Source organism: Nocardia sp. CA-135398 (assembly GCF_050955845.1).
Classification (GTDB): domain Bacteria; phylum Actinomycetota; class Actinomycetes; order Mycobacteriales; family Mycobacteriaceae; genus Nocardia.
Map to the genome: position 1 here is coordinate 1,742,621 of NZ_CP192084.1, position 17,192 is coordinate 1,759,812.

Here is a 17,192-nt window from a genome sequence, read left to right on the forward strand (position 1 = left end):
CGCCCAGCGGCTAGCCTTGACCCGGTACTGACGAACCAGGAGAGGCTGATAGAGGCAGATGACGACCTCAGAACTTCCCGCACGCACGTCCCTGATCGCCGATGTCCGCAACGGCATCGATTACAAGGTGGCGGACCTGTCGCTGGCCGAATTCGGTCGCAAGGAGATCCGCCTCGCCGAGCACGAGATGCCCGGTCTGATGGCGCTGCGCCGCGAGTACGCGGAGGTGCTGCCGCTGAAGGGTGCGCGCATCTCCGGGTCGCTGCACATGACCATCCAGACCGCCGTGCTGATCGAGACGCTGACCGCGCTGGGCGCCGAGGTCCGCTGGGCCTCCTGCAACATCTTCTCCACCCAGGACCACGCGGCCGCGGCGGTCGTCGTCGGACCGCACGGCACCGTGGACGAGCCCAAGGGCACCCCGGTCTTCGCCTGGAAGGGCGAGACCCTGGAGGAGTACTGGTGGGCCGCCGAGCAGATGCTGACCTGGCCGGGCGAACCGGCCAATATGATCCTCGACGACGGCGGTGACGCCACCATGCTGGTGCTGCGCGGCGCGCAGTTCGAGAAGGCGGGCCTGGTGCCGCCGGAGGACGAGGATCACTCGGCCGAGTACAAGGTCTTCCTGAACCTGCTGCGCGAGCGCTTCGAAACCGATAAGACCAAGTGGGGCAAGATCGCCGCGTCGGTGCAGGGCGTCACCGAGGAGACCACCACCGGCGTGCTGCGGCTCTACCAGTTCGCGGCGGCGGGTGAGCTGGTGTTCCCGGCGATCAATGTCAACGACTCGGTCACCAAGTCCAAGTTCGACAACAAATACGGCACCCGGCACTCGCTCATCGACGGAATCAACCGGGGCACCGACGTTTTGATCGGCGGCAAGAAGGTGCTGATCTGCGGCTACGGCGACGTCGGCAAGGGCTGCGCGGAATCGCTTGCGGGACAGGGCGCCCGGGTGCAGGTCACCGAGATCGATCCGATCAACGCGTTGCAGGCGCTGATGGACGGCTACGACGTCGTCACCGTGGAGCAGGCGATCGGCCAGGCCGATATCGTCATCACCTCGACCGGCAACAAGGACATCATCACCCTCGATCACATGAAGGCGATGAAGGACCAGGCCATCCTCGGCAATATCGGTCACTTCGACAACGAGATCGATATGGCGGCGCTGGAGCGTTCCGGCGCAACGAAATTGAATATCAAGCCGCAGGTCGACCTGTGGACGTTCAAAGAGTCCGGCAAGGCCATCATCGTGCTGTCCGAGGGACGGTTGCTGAATCTCGGCAATGCGACCGGACATCCGTCGTTCGTGATGTCGAACAGCTTCTCCAATCAGGTGATCGCGCAGATCGAACTGTGGACCAAGCCGGAGGAGTACGACAACGAGGTCTACCGCCTGCCCAAGCATCTGGACGAGAAGGTCGCGCGTATCCACGTCGAGGCGCTCGGTGGCACGCTGACCAAGCTCACCAAGGATCAGGCCGAGTACATCGGCGTCGACGTCGAGGGCCCCTACAAGCCCGACCACTACCGCTACTGAGCCGTGGCCGGTAGCGCCGAAAAGGCCTGTGCCCCGCCGACCGAGCCCGGTCGGCGGGGCGCTGTCGTTCTATGTCGTAGCCTGGCGGTAGCCTGCTCGCCATGGGCGTGTTGATTGCGGTCGAGGGCCTCGACGGCGCAGGGAAGCGGACGCTGATCGACAGCGTTGTCGCGGACCTGCGCGCGCGGGGTCTGCGCGCGCAAACACTTGCGTTTCCACGTTATGACCAGTCCGTCCACGCGGATCTCGCGGCCGAGGCATTGCGCGGCGCCCATGGCGATCTCGCCGATTCGGTACACGGCATGGCGCTGATGTTCGCGCTCGATCGGGCGGCGGCCCGCGATGACCTGTCGAAGTTGTTGGCCGACAACGACATCGTGATCCTGGACCGCTACGTGGCCTCGAATGCCGCGTATTCGGCTGCGCGCCTGCATCAGTCGGCCGACGGCGAAATCGTGCGCTGGGTGGGCGAATTGGAGTTCGGCCGATTCGAGTTGCCGGTGCCGACGCTGCAGCTGTTGCTGGACGTGCCGACCGAGGTCGCGGCCGAGCGTGCCCGGCTGCGTGGCGAACTCGACGACAGTCGTGCCCTCGATGCCTACGAGCGTGACGGCGGACTACAGCACCGCACCGGCGAGGTGTACCGTGAGCTGGCCGAACGGGACTGGTACGGGCCGTGGTCGAGATACCGATCCGGTGACGATCCGGCGACGCTCACTACTCGTTTGGTCGAAATTGTTGCCGGATAAGGTTGGATGTGCGGCGGGATTGCACCAGTGTTGGCGTGGCGGCCCGTTCCGAGCGCGAGAGATGACAACATAGTACTTATGAAGCCGAAGATTCTGGTCGTCGACGACGATATGGCACTCGCTGAGATGCTGACGATCGTCTTGCGCGGGGAAGGGTTCGACCCGCATGTGGTCGGCGACGGCACGCAGGCGCTGGCGGCGGTTCGGGAGATTCGTCCCGATCTGGTGCTGCTCGACCTGATGCTGCCGGGCATGAACGGTATCGACGTGTGCCGGGTGCTGCGGGCCGACTCCGGAGTTCCGATCGTGATGCTCACGGCGAAGACCGATACGGTCGACGTCGTGCTCGGTCTGGAGTCCGGTGCCGACGATTACATCGTCAAGCCCTTCAAGCCGAAGGAACTCGTCGCCCGGGTGCGTGCCCGCCTGCGGCGCACCGAGGAAGAGCCCGCCGAGCTGCTCTCCATCGCCGATATCGTCATCGATGTGCCCGCGCACAAGGTGACTCGCGGCGGTGCGCAGATCTCGTTGACGCCGCTGGAGTTCGATCTGCTCGTCGCGCTGGCCCGCAAGCCGCGCCAGGTCTTCACCCGTGAAGTACTGCTCGAGCAGGTCTGGGGCTACCGGCACGCGGCCGACACCCGCCTGGTGAACGTGCACGTGCAGCGGTTGCGCGCGAAGGTCGAGAAGGATCCGGAGAATCCGGAGATCGTACTGACCGTGCGCGGTGTGGGTTACAAGGCCGGACCGCCGTGAGCGAGCGCAGCGAGCGAACCAAAGACACAGCGTTCGCGAGAACGGCGCAGCCGAGCGCCAGCGAGGCGAAGCCGTGATCGGTGGCGATGCGGATCGTTCGACCGCCTCGCCCGGATTGGTGCAGCGTCTCGAACGATCCCTCGCGCCGGTGGTCGCTTGGCTCAAGGAGGTCGGCAGCGCCCTCGGCCATGTTTGGCGGCGTTCGCTGCAGTTGCGCGTCATCGTGTCCACACTCACCCTGTCGCTGATCGTCATCACGATCCTCGGCGTGGTGCTGACCAGTCAGATCACCGATCGATTGATCGACGCGAAGATCAACGGCGCGGTCGAGGAGATGGATCGCGCCCGCAACACGGTGGAGAGCCAGCTGGCCGGTGTGCACGATATCGGCACCCAGCAGCAGCGTCTGATCGATGCCCGCAATGCGCTGTCCAACCGCGGCGGGACCGGTCAATCCACCGGTGTGGCAGGCAGTTTCGATTCGGCGCTGAGCATTGTCGGCGGTACGCCGCAGCAGCAGATCTCGACCGGGCCGATCCAGGAGGTGCCCGAGGAGCTGCGCCGCTTTGTCGCGCGCAACCAGGTCAGCTACCAGTTCGCCACGGTCGCGGATCCGGACGGCTACCACGGCCGGGCGCTGATTGTCGGCAGCCCGAGCGCGGAGATCCCGACGCTGCAGATCTACCTGATCTTCCCGCTGGCCAATGAGGAGCGCAGCCTGTCGCTGATGCGCGGCACCATGATGATCGGTGGCATCGTGCTGCTGGTGCTGTTGGCCGCGATCACCGCACTGGTCACCCGGCAGGTGGTGCTGCCGATCCGCTCGGCCGCGCGGATCGCGGGCCGCTTCGCCGACGGCAGGCTCAAGGAACGCATGCTGGTGCGCGGCGAGGACGATATGGCGCGGCTGGCCCAGGCCTTCAACGAGATGGCCGAAAGTCTGTCCAATCAGATCAACGAGTTGGCGGAGTTCGGAAATCTGCAGCGCCGCTTCACTTCCGATGTCAGCCATGAGCTGCGCACCCCGTTGACCACCGTCCGGATGGCGGCGGATCTGATCCACGGCAGCAGCGACGATCTCGATCCGGCGCTGGCCCGCAGCTCCGAATTGCTGGTCACCGAACTCGACCGCTTCGAGGGTCTGCTCAACGATCTGCTCGAGATCAGTCGCCACGACGCCGGTGTTGCCGAACTGCAGATCGAATCGCTGGACGTGCGGATGTGCGCGCGGGCGGCGATCTCCACCGTGCGGCATCTGGCCAAGGAATCCGGTGTCGAGGTGGTGATCGATATGCCGGATGAGCCGCTGGTCGCCGAGGTCGATCCGCGACGGGTGGAGCGGGTGCTGCGCAATCTGCTGGCCAATGCGCTCGACCACAGCGAGGGCAAGCCGGTGCTGATCCGGATGCGCGGCGATGTCGATGCCAATGCGGTCGCGGTCATCGTGCGCGATCAGGGTGTCGGCCTGCGGCCCGGTGAGGAGAAGTTGGTCTTCAACCGGTTCTGGCGCTCGGATCCGTCCCGGATGCGGCGCTCCGGCGGCACCGGGCTCGGTCTGTCGATCAGCGTCGAGGACGCGAATCTGCACGAGGGCAAACTCGAGGCGTGGGGCGAGATCGGTGTCGGCGCGAGCTTCCGGCTCACCCTGCCGCTGGTGCGTGGCAAGAAGATGGGCGCGAGCCCGCTGCCGCTGGAACCGGTGCTGCGCAAGGCATTGCCCGCGCCGCAGGTCGGTCCGGAACCGGCCGTTGGTCCGGACACGGACGAGACGGAAACCGAAGCGACGGTCACGGACCTGTCGATGATCCGCGTCGAGACCAACGGTGGCGAATCGGCCCCGACTGAAACCGATCCGGGCGTGAGCGAAACCGATCCGGGCGTGACGGATTCGACGGATATCGACGCTGCGGATGCGAACGACTCGAACGGCGTCGGTTCGATCGGAGCCGTACCCGCCAATGGCACCGGGACGGAAGCCGACGAAACCGAATCCACCGAACCGAAGCAGACCGGGCACAGCGTGCCGGGTGACGGCGGAGACGTACAGTCATGAGGATGCGTAGCTGGTATCCGAGGCGCACAACGCTGCGGCTGTCCGCGCTGGGCGCGGCTGCCGTGGCCGCGCTGTTGGTGCTCACCGGGTGCGCGAGCCTGCCGGAATCCTCCGCACCGCAGGCGCTCGGCACCATCAATCGCCAGCCCACCTCCGACGGTCCGCCGCCGCCCATCGGCGGTCGCGACCCGGACCTGCTGCTGCGCGATTTTCTGCAGGCCACAGCCGATCCGACCAACCGGCATGCGGCCGCACGGCAGTACATGACACAGTCGGCGTCGTCGCAGTGGGACGACGCGGGGGGCACGCTGATCGTGGACAGGGCCGATACCCTGCGCGAATCGCGCTCGGGCGATAAGGCGACCTATGTGATCCGGGCGCACAAGGTCGGCGAACTGGCCGCCGACGGCGCCTACCGGGCCATCGACGCACCCTTGGAAAACAAGATCGAAATGTCCAAGGTCGACGGTGAATGGCGCATCGATGAGCTGCCCGACGGCGTGGTGATGGAGCAGACCGCCTTCGCCAAGTCCTACCGCCGTTACATCCTGTACTTCGTGGACCCGACCGGAACCACCGTCGTGCCGGATCTGCGCTGGATTTCGGTGGCCAAGAATCAGCTGGCCCAGCGGCTGCTCGGTCTGCTGGCCGAGGGGACCCAGCCCGCGCTCGCCTCGGTCGTGCGCAATGAGCTCGCACCACCGGTGACCTTGCGCGGCCCGATAACCAAACCGAACAACGACAACAACGATGTCGGCGTCGGGCTCGGCGGCGTGCGCATCGACTTCGCCGGTGCCTCCGGGTTGTCTCCGCGCGATAAGGAGTTGTTGGCCGGACAGGTGGTGCTCACCCTCGCTGGCGCGGAAATCCTCGGCCCGTACATGCTGCTCGCCGACGGCAAACCGTTCGACGACCGCTTCGCCGCCAACGGGTGGTCGGTCGCCGATGTCGAACAGCTGAGCCCAGCTGTCTACGCGCGCAACCAGATCGGGCTGCACGCGCTGCGCAACGGCTCGCTGGTGCATGTCACCGACAGCGGGATGGTCACCCCGCCCGGCTACTTCGGCGCGGTGAACAATCTGCAGTCGGTCGGGCTCTCCCCGGACGGTCAATTGGTCGCCGCGGTCGCCGACGCCGGGCGTCCGCCACCGGAGCCGCCGCGCACATTGATGGTCGGCAGCTACGGCGGCAGCGCCTTCCCGGTCGCCGAGGGCTCGACCATCAGCCGACCGTCCTGGAATGCCGACGGCACCGCCGCATGGGCGGTGATCGATGGCGAACGGGTCATCCGTGCGGTCACCGATCGCGCCACCGGAAACGTCTCGGTCCAGGACGTCGATATCTCGGCGCTGATGGCCTCGGCACAGGGCTCGCCGCTGCGACTGCCGATCACCGAGTTGCGGATCTCGCGCACCGGTGTGCGCGCGGCGCTCATCGCCGACGGCAAGGTGTATGTGGCCGTGGTCGAGCGACGTCCGGACGGCAAGTACGCGCTCAACTCGCCGGTCCAACTAGCACTCACACTCAGCACACGGGCGGTGTCGTTGAGCTGGCTCACCGCGGAAACTATCGTCATCGCGCGGGAGGGCAATGTCGATCCGCTGACGACTGTCTCGATCGACGGATCGCAGCCGATGCCGCAGATCAGCCAGAATCTGACCGCGCCCGTTCGGGTGGTCAGTGCCTCTCCGGAAGCCGAGTACGTGGGAGATTCGCGCGCGGTGCTGCAGCTGCAGTACAGCGAGCAGACCTCCGACCGCTTCTGGCGCGAGGTGCCCGGCCTGAACGGCGACAACTCGGTCCCGGTGCTGCCCGGCTGATCGTCGGCACCGAAACGAGTACCGCGACAACGGCATTCGCGAATCTGTCGGTGGGCGGGCGCAGACTCGGGCGATGCGAAGCCTGTTGGATCTGATCCTGGCCACCGCCTGTGCCGGATGTGGTGCGGTCGGGGTGGGCTGGTGTGCGGACTGTGCCGCGACGCTGGGGCGGCCGCCGATGAGAGTGCGGCCGCGCACCGATCCGGGCGTGCCGTGCTGGGCGCTCGCGGCGTATGCGGGCCCGGCGCGGCGGGTGGTGCTCGCGGCGAAGGAGCACGGGCGTCGCGATCTGGCTGAGCCGTTGGGACTGGCGCTTGCCGACGGTCTGGCGCGGCTGCGCGATGACCGGCGGCCGCTGGTATTGATCCCGGCACCGAGTCGGCGGGTAGCCGCGCGCCGCCGCGGCGGGGATCCGGTGGTGCGCACGACGCGGGCGGCGGCTCGGTGGCTGCCCGATAGCCGGGTGATACCGATGTTGCGGGTGTGGTGGGGTGTGCGCGATTCGGTGGGCTTGACAGTCGGTGAGCGCCAACACAATCTGCGCGGTCGGATCATGGCTCGACCCGGTGCCGGAGCCTGCTCGGAAATCCCGGCGAATGCCGAGGTCGTACTGGTCGACGATGTGCTCACGACCGGCGCCACGGCCCGTGAATCGGTGCGCGCACTCGACCGGATCGCAGTGCCGGTACGTGCCGTGTTGGTGACGTGTTCGGCTTGACTCCGGGAAATTTGCGTGAACAGTGGCGGACCGCCCGTCGACGTACTAGCGTCGCGATCACACACCCGAACCGGGAGTTTGGAGGTGGCGCCTCGGACATCATGTGCCGAGAGATTGTCTATCGGCACGGCTCATCCCGCCGCACGCATGCTGGTTTGTGCGGCCATATCCGGGAGGTACGCGTGACGACTTCTTCACGACCTTCAGTGAAAGACGCCCTCGCTGTGAAAGAAACACAGGCCTCGGTGCTGGATGACAGCACCGTGGATGCGACAGAACAATCCACAGCGGACCGACCTCGCGCGCCGCGCGGCGATGTCGTGGTGAAGGGCCGCAATGTGGAGGTTCCCGACCATTTCCGAATTTACGTCGCGGAGAAACTCTCCCGTGTCGAACGCTTCGATCCGTCGATATTCATCTTCGATGTGGAGTTGTTCCACGAACGCAATCGTCGTCAGCGCAAAGCCTGTCAACGCGTGGAGATCACCGCACGCGGTAAGGGCCCGGTCGTCCGGGCGGAAGCATGTGCGGACAGCTTCTACGCTGCCCTCGAATCGGTGACCGCGAAGCTGGAGAGCCGACTGCGTCGGACCAAGGATCGCCGCCGCGTCCACTACGGGGACAAGACCCCGGTATCGGTGGCGGAGGCGACCGCCGATCTGATCGATGACTCACTGTTCGCGCAGGCCGAGGGCGCCAGCGCACACGAGCACCCCGAGGCCGAACGTGGTCGGCCCGAAACGGAGACGCCGGATTACGCGGCCGGTCCCGGCCATATCGTCCGTACCAAGGTCCATTCCGCGACCCCGATGTCTGTGGACGACGCCCTCTACCAGATGGAGCTGGTCGGCCACGACTTCTTCCTCTTCCAAGACAAAGAGACCGATCGACCGTCGGTCGTCTACCGTCGCCACGCATTCGACTACGGCCTGATCCGGCTCGCGTAGTACAGCGCTGACCTTGTGCTCCGGGCATTCAGCGCATGAGCTGAATGCCCGGAGCGCATTGTGTTGTGTCTGCGCGACAACTGATTTCGTCAGCATCCGGGTAACTCATCGGGCACGCCCGAACCGCAGCCAGGCTGTCGACCGCCGGTCCGGTACGACACCTCGGCGCTCGACGACCGGCCTGAGGTTCGGGGAGGCTGGGGCGAAGAAGGTTCTGTGCAGCAAGGAATCTCGGCGCTGCGGGCGCATGGTCTGCAGCATGACGAGGTCGGCGAAGGTTTCGGCATCGCGTTCGCGCGCGTTCGCGTAATCGCTGCGCCCGAGCACATGGGCGATGGACTCCGGGGAGATCGAGGGCAGTAGGTCCGCGAGGGCCGACATCGGTTGTGGCGCGGGGGTTTCGGTCGTCGATTCCGGTCCGTGGCCGAGCAGCATATGACCCAGTTCGTGGACGATGATGTGCTCGGCATGCCATTCGGTGGTGTCGGCGCCGTAGACGATGATGTCGCTGTCGTGCTTGGCAATCCACAGACCGCTGCCGGTACCGCAGCCGGTGCCCGCGAGCAATGCGGTATCGACCGGTTGCAGGGTGATGGGGCGACCGCGATGGTCGGCGACGGCATCGAGGTATGCGATCAGATTCCACGGGGACGGTATCGGTACGTCCCGGGATACTTCCCGGAACCGGTTCTCCATACCGGGCATTCGTCGGCAATCTCCTACAGCGCTGCGGTCCCGCCCCATGCAACCGACGATGCTACCGAGTGTTCCGTAACTGCCCGTCCTACGGTCGCCGGACCGGTTGATCCGTGCGGTGGATGAGCGCGGTCAGCGTGGCGAGATCGACATCGGATCCGCGCAGCGCGATGCTGGCGACATTGGCGTCGCGCATGGTGGCCAGTAATTCGAGTTCCCGATCGATCGCGGCCGCCGCCGCGCCCGTGGTGGTCAGATAGTCGGCGCTCACGCCGAAGCACTGTGCGATGGCGGTGAGCAGTTCGGATCCGACCGGCGCGGAATCGAATTCGCCGCGCCGCAGCCGGTCGAGCTGGTCCTCCGGGACGGTGCGGCCCAATTGCGCGCCGACCTGTTCGGCCACCGCGGCCGTCGTGCGCTCGGGTTCCGAGCGCGGGTGCACGGTCGCGAATAGTCGATTCACCTTGTGGCTGAGCGTGAGTCGCGCTCGATTCATCGCATCGTCGGTCATCTGTACTGCCCTCTACTGCTTGCCGTTTCGAATCGATGCCGCATCAGGATTGGCTGCCAGCCAGCGTGCTCGGAACCGGCCCTCGGTACCGGCGTCCACATCCTCCGCGCGTCCGGCCAGCCAGCGGCGATAGCGGCGTTCCTCCAGGTCGGCGGGATCGCTGGATTCGGCGGGCACATCGAGCAGATGTGAGAACGCCATCGCGACCAAGGGGTGCAGGGTTTTGCCGGGTCCGCCGTTGCGTTCCAGCATTTCGGTGGCGTAGCGCGCGGACAGCCGCGAGACGACGCCGTTGAGCTCCGAGATGGCCGCCACCACATGGGGTTCGGTGGTCCTGCCGCGCTCGACCGCATCGTTGAGCCGACCGGCGGCGGCGAGCAGTCCGGTCAGGTCGGAGAGTTCGAAGCGGATCGAATCGGGTCCGGAGACGATCGACTCGTCGGTGCGCGGGGTGTACGTCGCGACCTCGTGCGCGGTCGGATCGCCGCCCGCATAAGTGCGCGCCGCACTGCCGGGCAGCCAGCGCAGCGGCGCGTCGAGTTTGTTCAGGGTGTGCGTGCTGATGGTCGCATCGCCATCTTCGATCTTGCGGATCGTCGGCGCCGAGGGCCCTCCCAGATCGCCGATCTGCATCTGGGTGAGGCCGAGTTCGTCCCGGCGCTCCTTGATGATTCGGCCGAAGCGCTTATGTCGCGACAGCTCCGAAGGGCTTTGCATAGTGAGCCTCATGCTAGAGCGCTTTTGGTAGAAAAGACAACTTTATAGAAAAGATTTGAAAAACTAATGAAAAGATTGCTACTGTTTCTTCGCGCCGAGCGGTGTCGACCTTGCGGGTTCCGGGACGAGCAGGGGCGTTCGCCGGGGCAGGCGCTGCTCGTCCGCCTCCCGGGCCTTTGCCGCGGGTGCCCCGACAGCGTCGTCGCGGGTGGCGGTTGAGTGCCGGGCTCTGCCGGATGAGTTACCGATGTGCTTGCGAAATCAGGGCACATTGGGTCGGTGGAGAATGCCCGGCTCAGCGGCGATGGAGGGGATCGCTGAGCCGGGTCCGTCGGGTCTGGACCTCGAACTTACTTTCGAGTAAGTTTGTGGGTTAGATCTCTCGAGGAGGAAAAATCCCATGGCTACCAGTGTTGCTCGCCGTGCCGTCATCGTTTCCGGTGCGCGGACGCCGTTCGTCAAGGCGTTCAGCGAATACACCCGGATGGATTCGATCGCGCTGGCCGATGCCGCGGTTCGTGGGTTGCTGGAGCGGACCGGCCTGCCCGGTGCGCAGGTGCAGGCGATCGTGTGGGGTGGTGTGATTCTGCCGAGTGCCGCGCCGAATATCGCGCGGGAGATCGCTCTGGATCTCGGTCTAGACCCCGGGTGTGAGGGCTACACGGTGACGCGCGCGTGCGCCTCCGGACTTCAGGCGATCACCTCGGCGGTGGCTGCGATCGAGCGCGGCGAATACGACATCATGATCGCCGGTGGCAGCGATTCCACCAGCAATGCCGAGGTGAAGCTGCCGCAGAAGCTGGTGCATGCCGGTGCGCCGCTGGCGCTGGGCAAGCCGAAGCCGAAGGACTATCTCGCGGCGGCGCGCCAGCTCGCGCCCTTCACCGATCTGCTGCCGAGCCGACCGAAAATCGCCGAACGCACCACCGGTGAGGTGATGGGGGAGTCGGCCGAGAAGATGGCCCGCATCCACGGGATAAGCCGCGCGGATCAGGACGAATTCGCGGCGCGCTCACACCACCGGGCCGCCGCGGCCATCGACTCGGGCCGCTTCGACGACGAGGTGCTGCGGGTACGCACCCCGGACGGTGCGGATGTCACGCGCGACGGACTTGTGCGCGCGAATACCAGTGTCGAGAAGTTGGCGAAGCTGAAGCCGGTCTTCGCCAGCGACGGCAGCGTGACCGCGGGCAATGCCAGCCCGCTCACCGACGGCGCGTCCGCGGTGCTGCTGATGAGCGAGGAGCGGGCGCACGCCCTCGGCTATCGTCCGCTGGCCGCCTTCCGGTCCTGGAGCTACGTCAGCGTCGATCCGACCGATCAGGTGCTGATCGGTCCGGCCATCTCCATGCCGCGCGCCCTCGACAAGGCCGGAATGTCGCTCGGCGATGTCGATTTCGTCGATATCCACGAGGCCTTCGCGGCCCAGACGCTGTCGGTGCTCGCCGCGCTGAACAGCGACGAATGGGCCAAGACTCGCCTCGATCGCGATACCGCGGTCGGCGAGGTCGATATGGACAAGCTCAATGTGCACGGCGGTTCGGTTTCCCTCGGGCATCCGTTCGGCGCGACCGGCGCACGCATGGTCACCACCATGGCCAACGAGTTGGCCCGCACCGGAAAGAACGCCGCCCTGCTCGGCATCTGCGCCGCAGGCGGCATCGGCGCATCGGCGGTACTGGAGCGCGTCTGATCACCGCGTGCGCGATCAGTGACAACTGATTTCGTGCGTACACGGGTAACTCGTCGGGAACGCCCAAACTTAGTTGGCACTCGACGCAGGACCTGAACGCAACCTGCGCGGCACCTGACTTGTATGGCCTAAAGGCGCGGAGAGGCGGGGGAATAGTTTTCTTGGTGGACGGCTTCGGTTAGGGGGCGGCCGGTGCGCCAGCCGAGGCGTTCGAGGTCGGGTACGTGTTGGAATTCGTGCACTGGGCCGATGCACAGCCAGGCGACGGGGCGAATGTTGTCCGGTAGGCCGACCAGGTCGGTCAGGAATTCGGGGTCGTAGAAGGAGACCCAGCCGACGCCGATGTGCTCGGCGGTGGCGGCCAGCCAGAGGTTCTGGATGGCGAGCACCGCCGAGTAGATGCCGGTTTCGGGGACGGTGGCGCGGCCGAGGACCTGCGGGCCGCCGCGGTCGTGGTCGTAGGTGACCACGATGCCGGTGCCGCTCTCGGTAATACCCTCGATCTTGATCGGGTCGAAGGTCGCCGCCCGCTCCGGCGGCAGTGCGTCCCGGAACTCGATCCGCTTCTGCGCGACATGGTCCGCGAATTTCCGCAGCGTCGCGTTCTCGCGGACCACCACGAAGTCCCACGGCTGTGAATTGCCGACGCTGGGCGCGCGGTGTGCGGCGTCGAGTATCCGCCAGAGCGTCGCATCATCGACGAGGTCACCGGTGAACTCGGCCCGTACATCCCGCCGCATCCGGATGGCGTCGTAAACGCTCAGATCTTCAGCACACACGCCCTCAGTCAACCAGCCGCAACCGGCGCTCCCGCCGAGGCCCATGCGTATTGCCAGCGCGCTGCGTCCGGATTCGATATGCCCATCGAAAGGCGAAGGCGCCCACGGGGTTCCGTGGGCGCCTTCGACGACATTCGAGCCGGAGCGATCGTGGCCGCCGCGAAGGAAATCCCGTCCCGGGACAGCGACCGAACTCGCGTCAGCCGACGGCCACGGCCCGACGAGCGAACCGGCGGCGGCCATCCTTCAGCGCGGTGCGCAGCCCGCGACGCTTACCGGTCACCGGGTCGAAGCTCGGCATGGTGGGGCCCTCGAATTTGCGCTCCGAGGCGGTCTCGGGGGCGTCGTCGGGGGTCGCGCGCAGGTACTTGTTCGGCAGTGCCAGCTTCAGGATGGTGCGCCAGGCCTTGAAGTACTGCACCGGAAGCGAGCCGGTGGTGTAGGGCAGGTCGTACTTCTCGGCCAGGGCACGCACCCGCACCGCGATATCGGCGTAGCGGTTGCTCGGCAGATCCGGGAACAGGTGGTGTTCGATCTGGTGGCTCAGGTTGCCGGTCATGAAGTGCATGACCGGACCGCCGGAGATATTGGCGCTGCCCAGCATCTGGCGCAGGTACCACTGGCCCTTGGATTCGCCGTCGATATCGGCCTTGGTGAATTTCTCCGCGCCGTCGGGGAAGTGGCCGCAGAAGATGACCGCGTTGGTCCAGACATTGCGGATGATATTGGCGGTCAGGTTCGCCGTGAGGGTCGAGAAGAAGGCGGGACCGGTGAGCAGCGGGAACAGCAGATAATCCTTGCCGACCTGCTTGCCGATCTTGGCCAGCACCTCGCGGCGCTTGAGCTCGAATGCGGCCCGCTCCGGCGAGCCCTCCTTCAACCGGTGCACCTTGCCAAGCTCCAGATGCTGGATCGCGACGCCGTATTCGAAGAACAGCTGCAGCACCAGGTTGTAGACCGGATTGCCGATATTGAACGGCTTCCACCGCTGATCCCGGGTGACGCGCAGCAGGCCGTAGCCGATGTCGTCGTCCATGCCGAGCACATTGGTGTACTTGTGGTGCAGATAGTTGTGCGTCTGCTTCCAGTGCTTGGAAGGGCCGGTGTTATCCCATTCCCAGGTGCTGGAGTGGACTTCCGGATCGTTCATCCAGTCCCACTGCCCGTGCATGACGTTGTGCCCGATCTCCATATTCTCGATGATCTTGGCCGTGCTGAGCAGGGCCACACCGGCGAACCAGGCGGGCGGCAGGAAACTGGCGAACAGCACCGCGCGGCCGCTGATCTCGAGCGCACGCTGCAGGCGGATGACGTTGCGGATATACCGCGCGTCCCGAGCGCCGCGCGTGGACTCGATATCGCGCCGAATCGCGTCGAACTCCGCACCGAGCGCCTCGACATCGGCCTCGGTGAGGTGCGCGTATTCCTTGACATCGGAGATCGCCATGGCGGCTACAGTACCGTAAGTTACGAGACCGTAGGTTGCGAGCGGCGTCTCCGAGCTGTGGCAAATCCCGCATTGCGAATGTGACCGCGGGATGCTAGTTCATCGACGGCGTCGGATGCGCCGGATCGCCCGCTCGCGCATGGCCTTTCGCTGCAGTGTCGCCTTCTCCTGACGTGCCTTGTCCTGCAGCGCCAGTTTGGCCTCGCGCAGCACTTCCTTCTCGTGCCGAGCTTTTTCCCGCAACACCACCTTGGCCTCGTTGAGCGCCGAACGCAGGCCGCGACGCTTACCGGTTTCGGGGTCGACGGGCAGCCAGTGCGTCTCGTTCCACTTGTCCGCCCAGCGCTCGGCATTCGGCATCGACGGCATGGCGGGCAGTGAGACGCCGGCGAACTTGCGCTCCGAGGAGGTCTCCGGTGCGTCATCGGCGGTGCGCTTGAGGAAGCGGTCCGGCAGTGCGAGCTTGTGGATGGTCCGGAAGGCCAGCAGGTACTGCCTGCCGAGCGAACCGGTGGTGTAGGGCAGGTCGTACTTGTCGCACAGTTCGCGGACCCGCTCGGCGATTTCCGGATACCGGTTGCTCGGCAGGTCGGGGAACAGGTGATGTTCGATCTGGTAGCAGAGGTTGCCGCTCATGAAGGCCATGGCGGGCCCGGCCTTGAAGTTGGCGCTGCCCAGCATCTGGCGCAGATACCATTCGCCACTGGTCTCGCCCTCGAGCTGTTCGATGGTGAATTTCTCGGCGCCGTCGGGGAAGTGGCCGCAGAAGATCACCGCGTAGGCCCACAGGTTGCGCACCAGATTGGCGGTCGCGTTCGCCTTCAGCGTCGATTTGAACGCTGGTCCGGTGAGCGCGGGGTAGATCAGGAAATCCTTGGCCACCTGACGGCCGATCTTGCGACCGAACTCCTTGTTCGGCTCCGACATCAGCTGTTTGGGCGGCGTGCCGGCGAGTTCCTTCTCGATGTCCCAGTCGTGCAGCGCGATACCCCATTCGAAGGTGGCCGCGAGCAGGATATTGGCCAGCGGCTGGATCAGATGGATCGGCCGCCACTGCTCGTCGCGGGTCATCCGCAGGATGCCGAAGCCGAGGTCCTCATCCTTGCCGAGCACATTGGTGTAGGTGTGGTGCGAATAGTTGTGCGCCCGCCGCCACTGCGCCGAGGGGCCGGTCATATCCCACTCCCAGGTGCTGGAGTGGATTTCCGGATCGTTCATCCAGTCCCACTGCCCGTGGCTGATGTTGTGCCCGAGCTCCATGTTCTCGATGATCTTGGCGACCGAGAGCAGTGCCGTCCCGGCCAGCCAAGCCCACCGATTGCGGCTGCCGAACAGCACGCCGCGCGCGAGCACTTCCAGGCCGCGCTGCGCCGCGATCGTGCGCCGGATGTACTTGGCATCGCGCTCGCCGCGAGACAGCTCGACGGAGCGTCGGATGGAATCGAGTTCCTGCCCCAGTGTTTCGATGTCGGCCGCCGTGAGATGTGCGAACGCCTTGATATCGGTGATGGCCACCGGGGTCCTTTCCCTGACTGGATGTACCTCGAGGGTACCTGTCGGATCCCCCCGATGGGTTGGCTGCGAGTGTCTCAGACGTCGAGGGTGCAGTCACCCGCAGCGGCCGAGATGCAGGTCTGCACCTTGTCGCCCTCACGGCGCTCATCACCATTGCGCAAATCGCGCGTATGTCCGGAAGCCAGTGTGACGACACAGGTTTGGCAGATGCCCATCCGGCAGCCGAACGGCATCTGCACACCGGCGGATTCGCCTGCCTCCAGCAGGCTGGTCGCGCCGTCGACCTCGACAGTGCGCCCGGTCTTGCCGAATGTCACGGTGCCGCCCTCGCCGACGGCGGAGCGCTCGATCTCGAAGCGCTCGACATGCAGCCGGTCGCCGATGCCCGCCGCACGCCAGTGCTGTTCGATCTCGTCCAGCATGGCGGCCGGACCGCAGGCCCAGGTCTGGCGCTCATGCCAATCCGGGAAATGTTCGTCCAGTGTCGTCAGGGAGAACCGGCCCTGCTCATCGGTGAGGTGCAGATGCGAGGAGAAGCTGGGGTGGCGATCGTGCAGATCGCGCAGTTCGGCGCCGAACATCACATCGTCGCGGGTGCGCGCGGAGTGCACGTGCACCACATCGGTGACCACGTCGCGGCGATCCAGCGCGCGCAGCATGGCCATGACCGGGGTGATACCGCTGCCCGCGGTGAGGAACAACACCTTCTGCGGCGGCGGCGACGGCAGCACGAAACCGCCCTGCGGCGCGGCCAACCGGACGACGGTGCCCGCGGCGACCCCGCTGACAAGGTGGCTGGACAGGAAGCCCTCGGGCATCGCCTTGACCGCGATGGAGATCAGGCGCTTGCCGCGGTGTTCCGGATCGGTCCAATTCGGCGGGCAGGTCAGCGAGTACGAGCGCCAGTGCCAGCGGCCGTCGACCAGAATGCCGATGCCGATGTACTGACCCGGCTCGTATTTCCAGTCGAAGCCCCAGCCCGGCTTGATGACCAGGGTGGCCGAATCGGCGGTTTCCTTGCGCACCTCGACAATTCGGCCGCGCAGCTCACGCGCCGACCACAGCGGATTCGCCAGGTGCAGATAGTCGTCGGGCAGCAGTGGCGTGGTGACGCGCGCGACGGCGCCGCGCAGTACGTTCAGCCGTCCACCGCGTTCGGCGACCTCTGCCGCCGGAGCCTCGAGCCACTCCCGGACCGTGCGCACCGAGAGTGCCGCTTTTTTCAAGACCATTGCCGCCGTTCGTCTC

Annotated in this window: 15 protein-coding genes; 8 read left to right on the forward strand and 7 right to left on the reverse strand. The window is 65.9% G+C overall.

The features are described from left to right. The first annotated feature begins 58 nt into the window (after window positions 1-58). From ahcY to hpf, 7 genes are all read left to right on the forward strand, one after another. The gene (gene ahcY, locus ACQP1T_RS07845) at window positions 59-1,543 is read left to right on the forward strand and encodes an adenosylhomocysteinase (protein ID WP_433759285.1); all 1,485 of its coding nucleotides are present in this window, start codon (window positions 59-61) and stop codon (window positions 1,541-1,543) included. Between the two features lie 101 nt (window positions 1,544-1,644). After that, window positions 1,645-2,292 (forward strand): dTMP kinase, encoded by a 648-nt coding sequence (locus ACQP1T_RS07850; protein ID WP_433759286.1) that lies wholly within the window; start codon window positions 1,645-1,647, stop codon window positions 2,290-2,292. Window positions 2,293-2,370: 78 nt separating this feature from the next. Then, window positions 2,371-3,048, forward strand: coding sequence for an MtrAB system response regulator MtrA (gene mtrA, locus ACQP1T_RS07855; protein ID WP_062984230.1), 678 nt, complete (start codon window positions 2,371-2,373; stop codon window positions 3,046-3,048). A 73-nt stretch (window positions 3,049-3,121) separates the two neighbouring features. Beyond that, window positions 3,122-5,101, forward strand: coding sequence for an MtrAB system histidine kinase MtrB (gene mtrB / locus ACQP1T_RS07860; RefSeq protein WP_433759287.1), 1,980 nt, complete (start codon window positions 3,122-3,124; stop codon window positions 5,099-5,101). 2 nt (window positions 5,102-5,103) lie between these two features. After that, the gene (gene lpqB, locus ACQP1T_RS07865) at window positions 5,104-6,921 is read left to right on the forward strand and encodes an MtrAB system accessory lipoprotein LpqB (protein WP_433759288.1); all 1,818 of its coding nucleotides are present in this window, start codon (window positions 5,104-5,106) and stop codon (window positions 6,919-6,921) included. Between the two features lie 73 nt (window positions 6,922-6,994). Then, window positions 6,995-7,639 carry a ComF family protein gene (locus ACQP1T_RS07870; protein ID WP_433759289.1) on the forward strand — a complete coding sequence of 215 codons (645 nt, stop codon included), beginning with the start codon at window positions 6,995-6,997 and terminating at the stop codon, window positions 7,637-7,639. A 245-nt stretch (window positions 7,640-7,884) separates the two neighbouring features. After that, window positions 7,885-8,586: a ribosome hibernation-promoting factor, HPF/YfiA family gene (hpf, locus tag ACQP1T_RS07875; protein ID WP_433762067.1), complete on the forward strand. Its 702-nt coding sequence runs from the start codon at window positions 7,885-7,887 to the stop codon at window positions 8,584-8,586. Between the two features lie 105 nt (window positions 8,587-8,691). Here the strand turns inward: hpf and ACQP1T_RS07880 are convergent, their stop codons facing one another. The 3 genes from ACQP1T_RS07880 to ACQP1T_RS07890 all read right to left on the reverse strand — a co-directional run bounded on the left by ACQP1T_RS07880 (window position 8,692) and on the right by ACQP1T_RS07890 (window position 10,510). Then, window positions 8,692-9,291, reverse strand: coding sequence for a hypothetical protein (locus ACQP1T_RS07880; RefSeq protein WP_433759290.1), 600 nt, complete (start codon window positions 9,289-9,291; stop codon window positions 8,692-8,694). Between the two features lie 79 nt (window positions 9,292-9,370). Continuing rightward, window positions 9,371-9,793, reverse strand: coding sequence for a hypothetical protein (locus ACQP1T_RS07885; RefSeq protein ID WP_433759291.1), 423 nt, complete (start codon window positions 9,791-9,793; stop codon window positions 9,371-9,373). A gap of 12 nt (window positions 9,794-9,805) precedes the next feature. Then, on the reverse strand, window positions 9,806-10,510 hold the full coding sequence (locus ACQP1T_RS07890; RefSeq protein ID WP_433759292.1) for a helix-turn-helix domain-containing protein: 705 nt from the start codon (window positions 10,508-10,510) through the stop codon (window positions 9,806-9,808). A gap of 400 nt (window positions 10,511-10,910) precedes the next feature. Here ACQP1T_RS07890 and ACQP1T_RS07895 point away from each other — a divergent pair, with 400 nt between their 5' ends. Then, a complete protein-coding gene (locus ACQP1T_RS07895) occupies window positions 10,911-12,203 on the forward strand; it encodes an acetyl-CoA C-acyltransferase (RefSeq protein ID WP_433759293.1) in 1,293 nt (430 codons plus the stop codon). 128 nt (window positions 12,204-12,331) lie between these two features. Here the strand turns inward: ACQP1T_RS07895 and bluB are convergent, their stop codons facing one another. From bluB to ACQP1T_RS07915, 4 genes are all read right to left on the reverse strand, one after another. Further along, the gene (gene bluB, locus ACQP1T_RS07900) at window positions 12,332-13,027 is read right to left on the reverse strand and encodes a 5,6-dimethylbenzimidazole synthase (protein WP_433762069.1); all 696 of its coding nucleotides are present in this window, start codon (window positions 13,025-13,027) and stop codon (window positions 12,332-12,334) included. A gap of 154 nt (window positions 13,028-13,181) precedes the next feature. Beyond that, window positions 13,182-14,429: a fatty acid desaturase family protein gene (locus tag ACQP1T_RS07905; protein WP_433759294.1), complete on the reverse strand. Its 1,248-nt coding sequence runs from the start codon at window positions 14,427-14,429 to the stop codon at window positions 13,182-13,184. Window positions 14,430-14,528: 99 nt separating this feature from the next. Further along, a complete protein-coding gene (locus tag ACQP1T_RS07910; RefSeq protein ID WP_433759295.1) occupies window positions 14,529-15,944 on the reverse strand; it encodes a fatty acid desaturase family protein in 1,416 nt (471 codons plus the stop codon). Window positions 15,945-16,018: 74 nt separating this feature from the next. Next, entirely contained in the window at window positions 16,019-17,176 is a 1,158-nt protein-coding gene (locus tag ACQP1T_RS07915) for a ferredoxin reductase (RefSeq protein ID WP_433759296.1), read from the reverse strand. Between the last annotated feature and the right edge of the window lie 16 nt (window positions 17,177-17,192).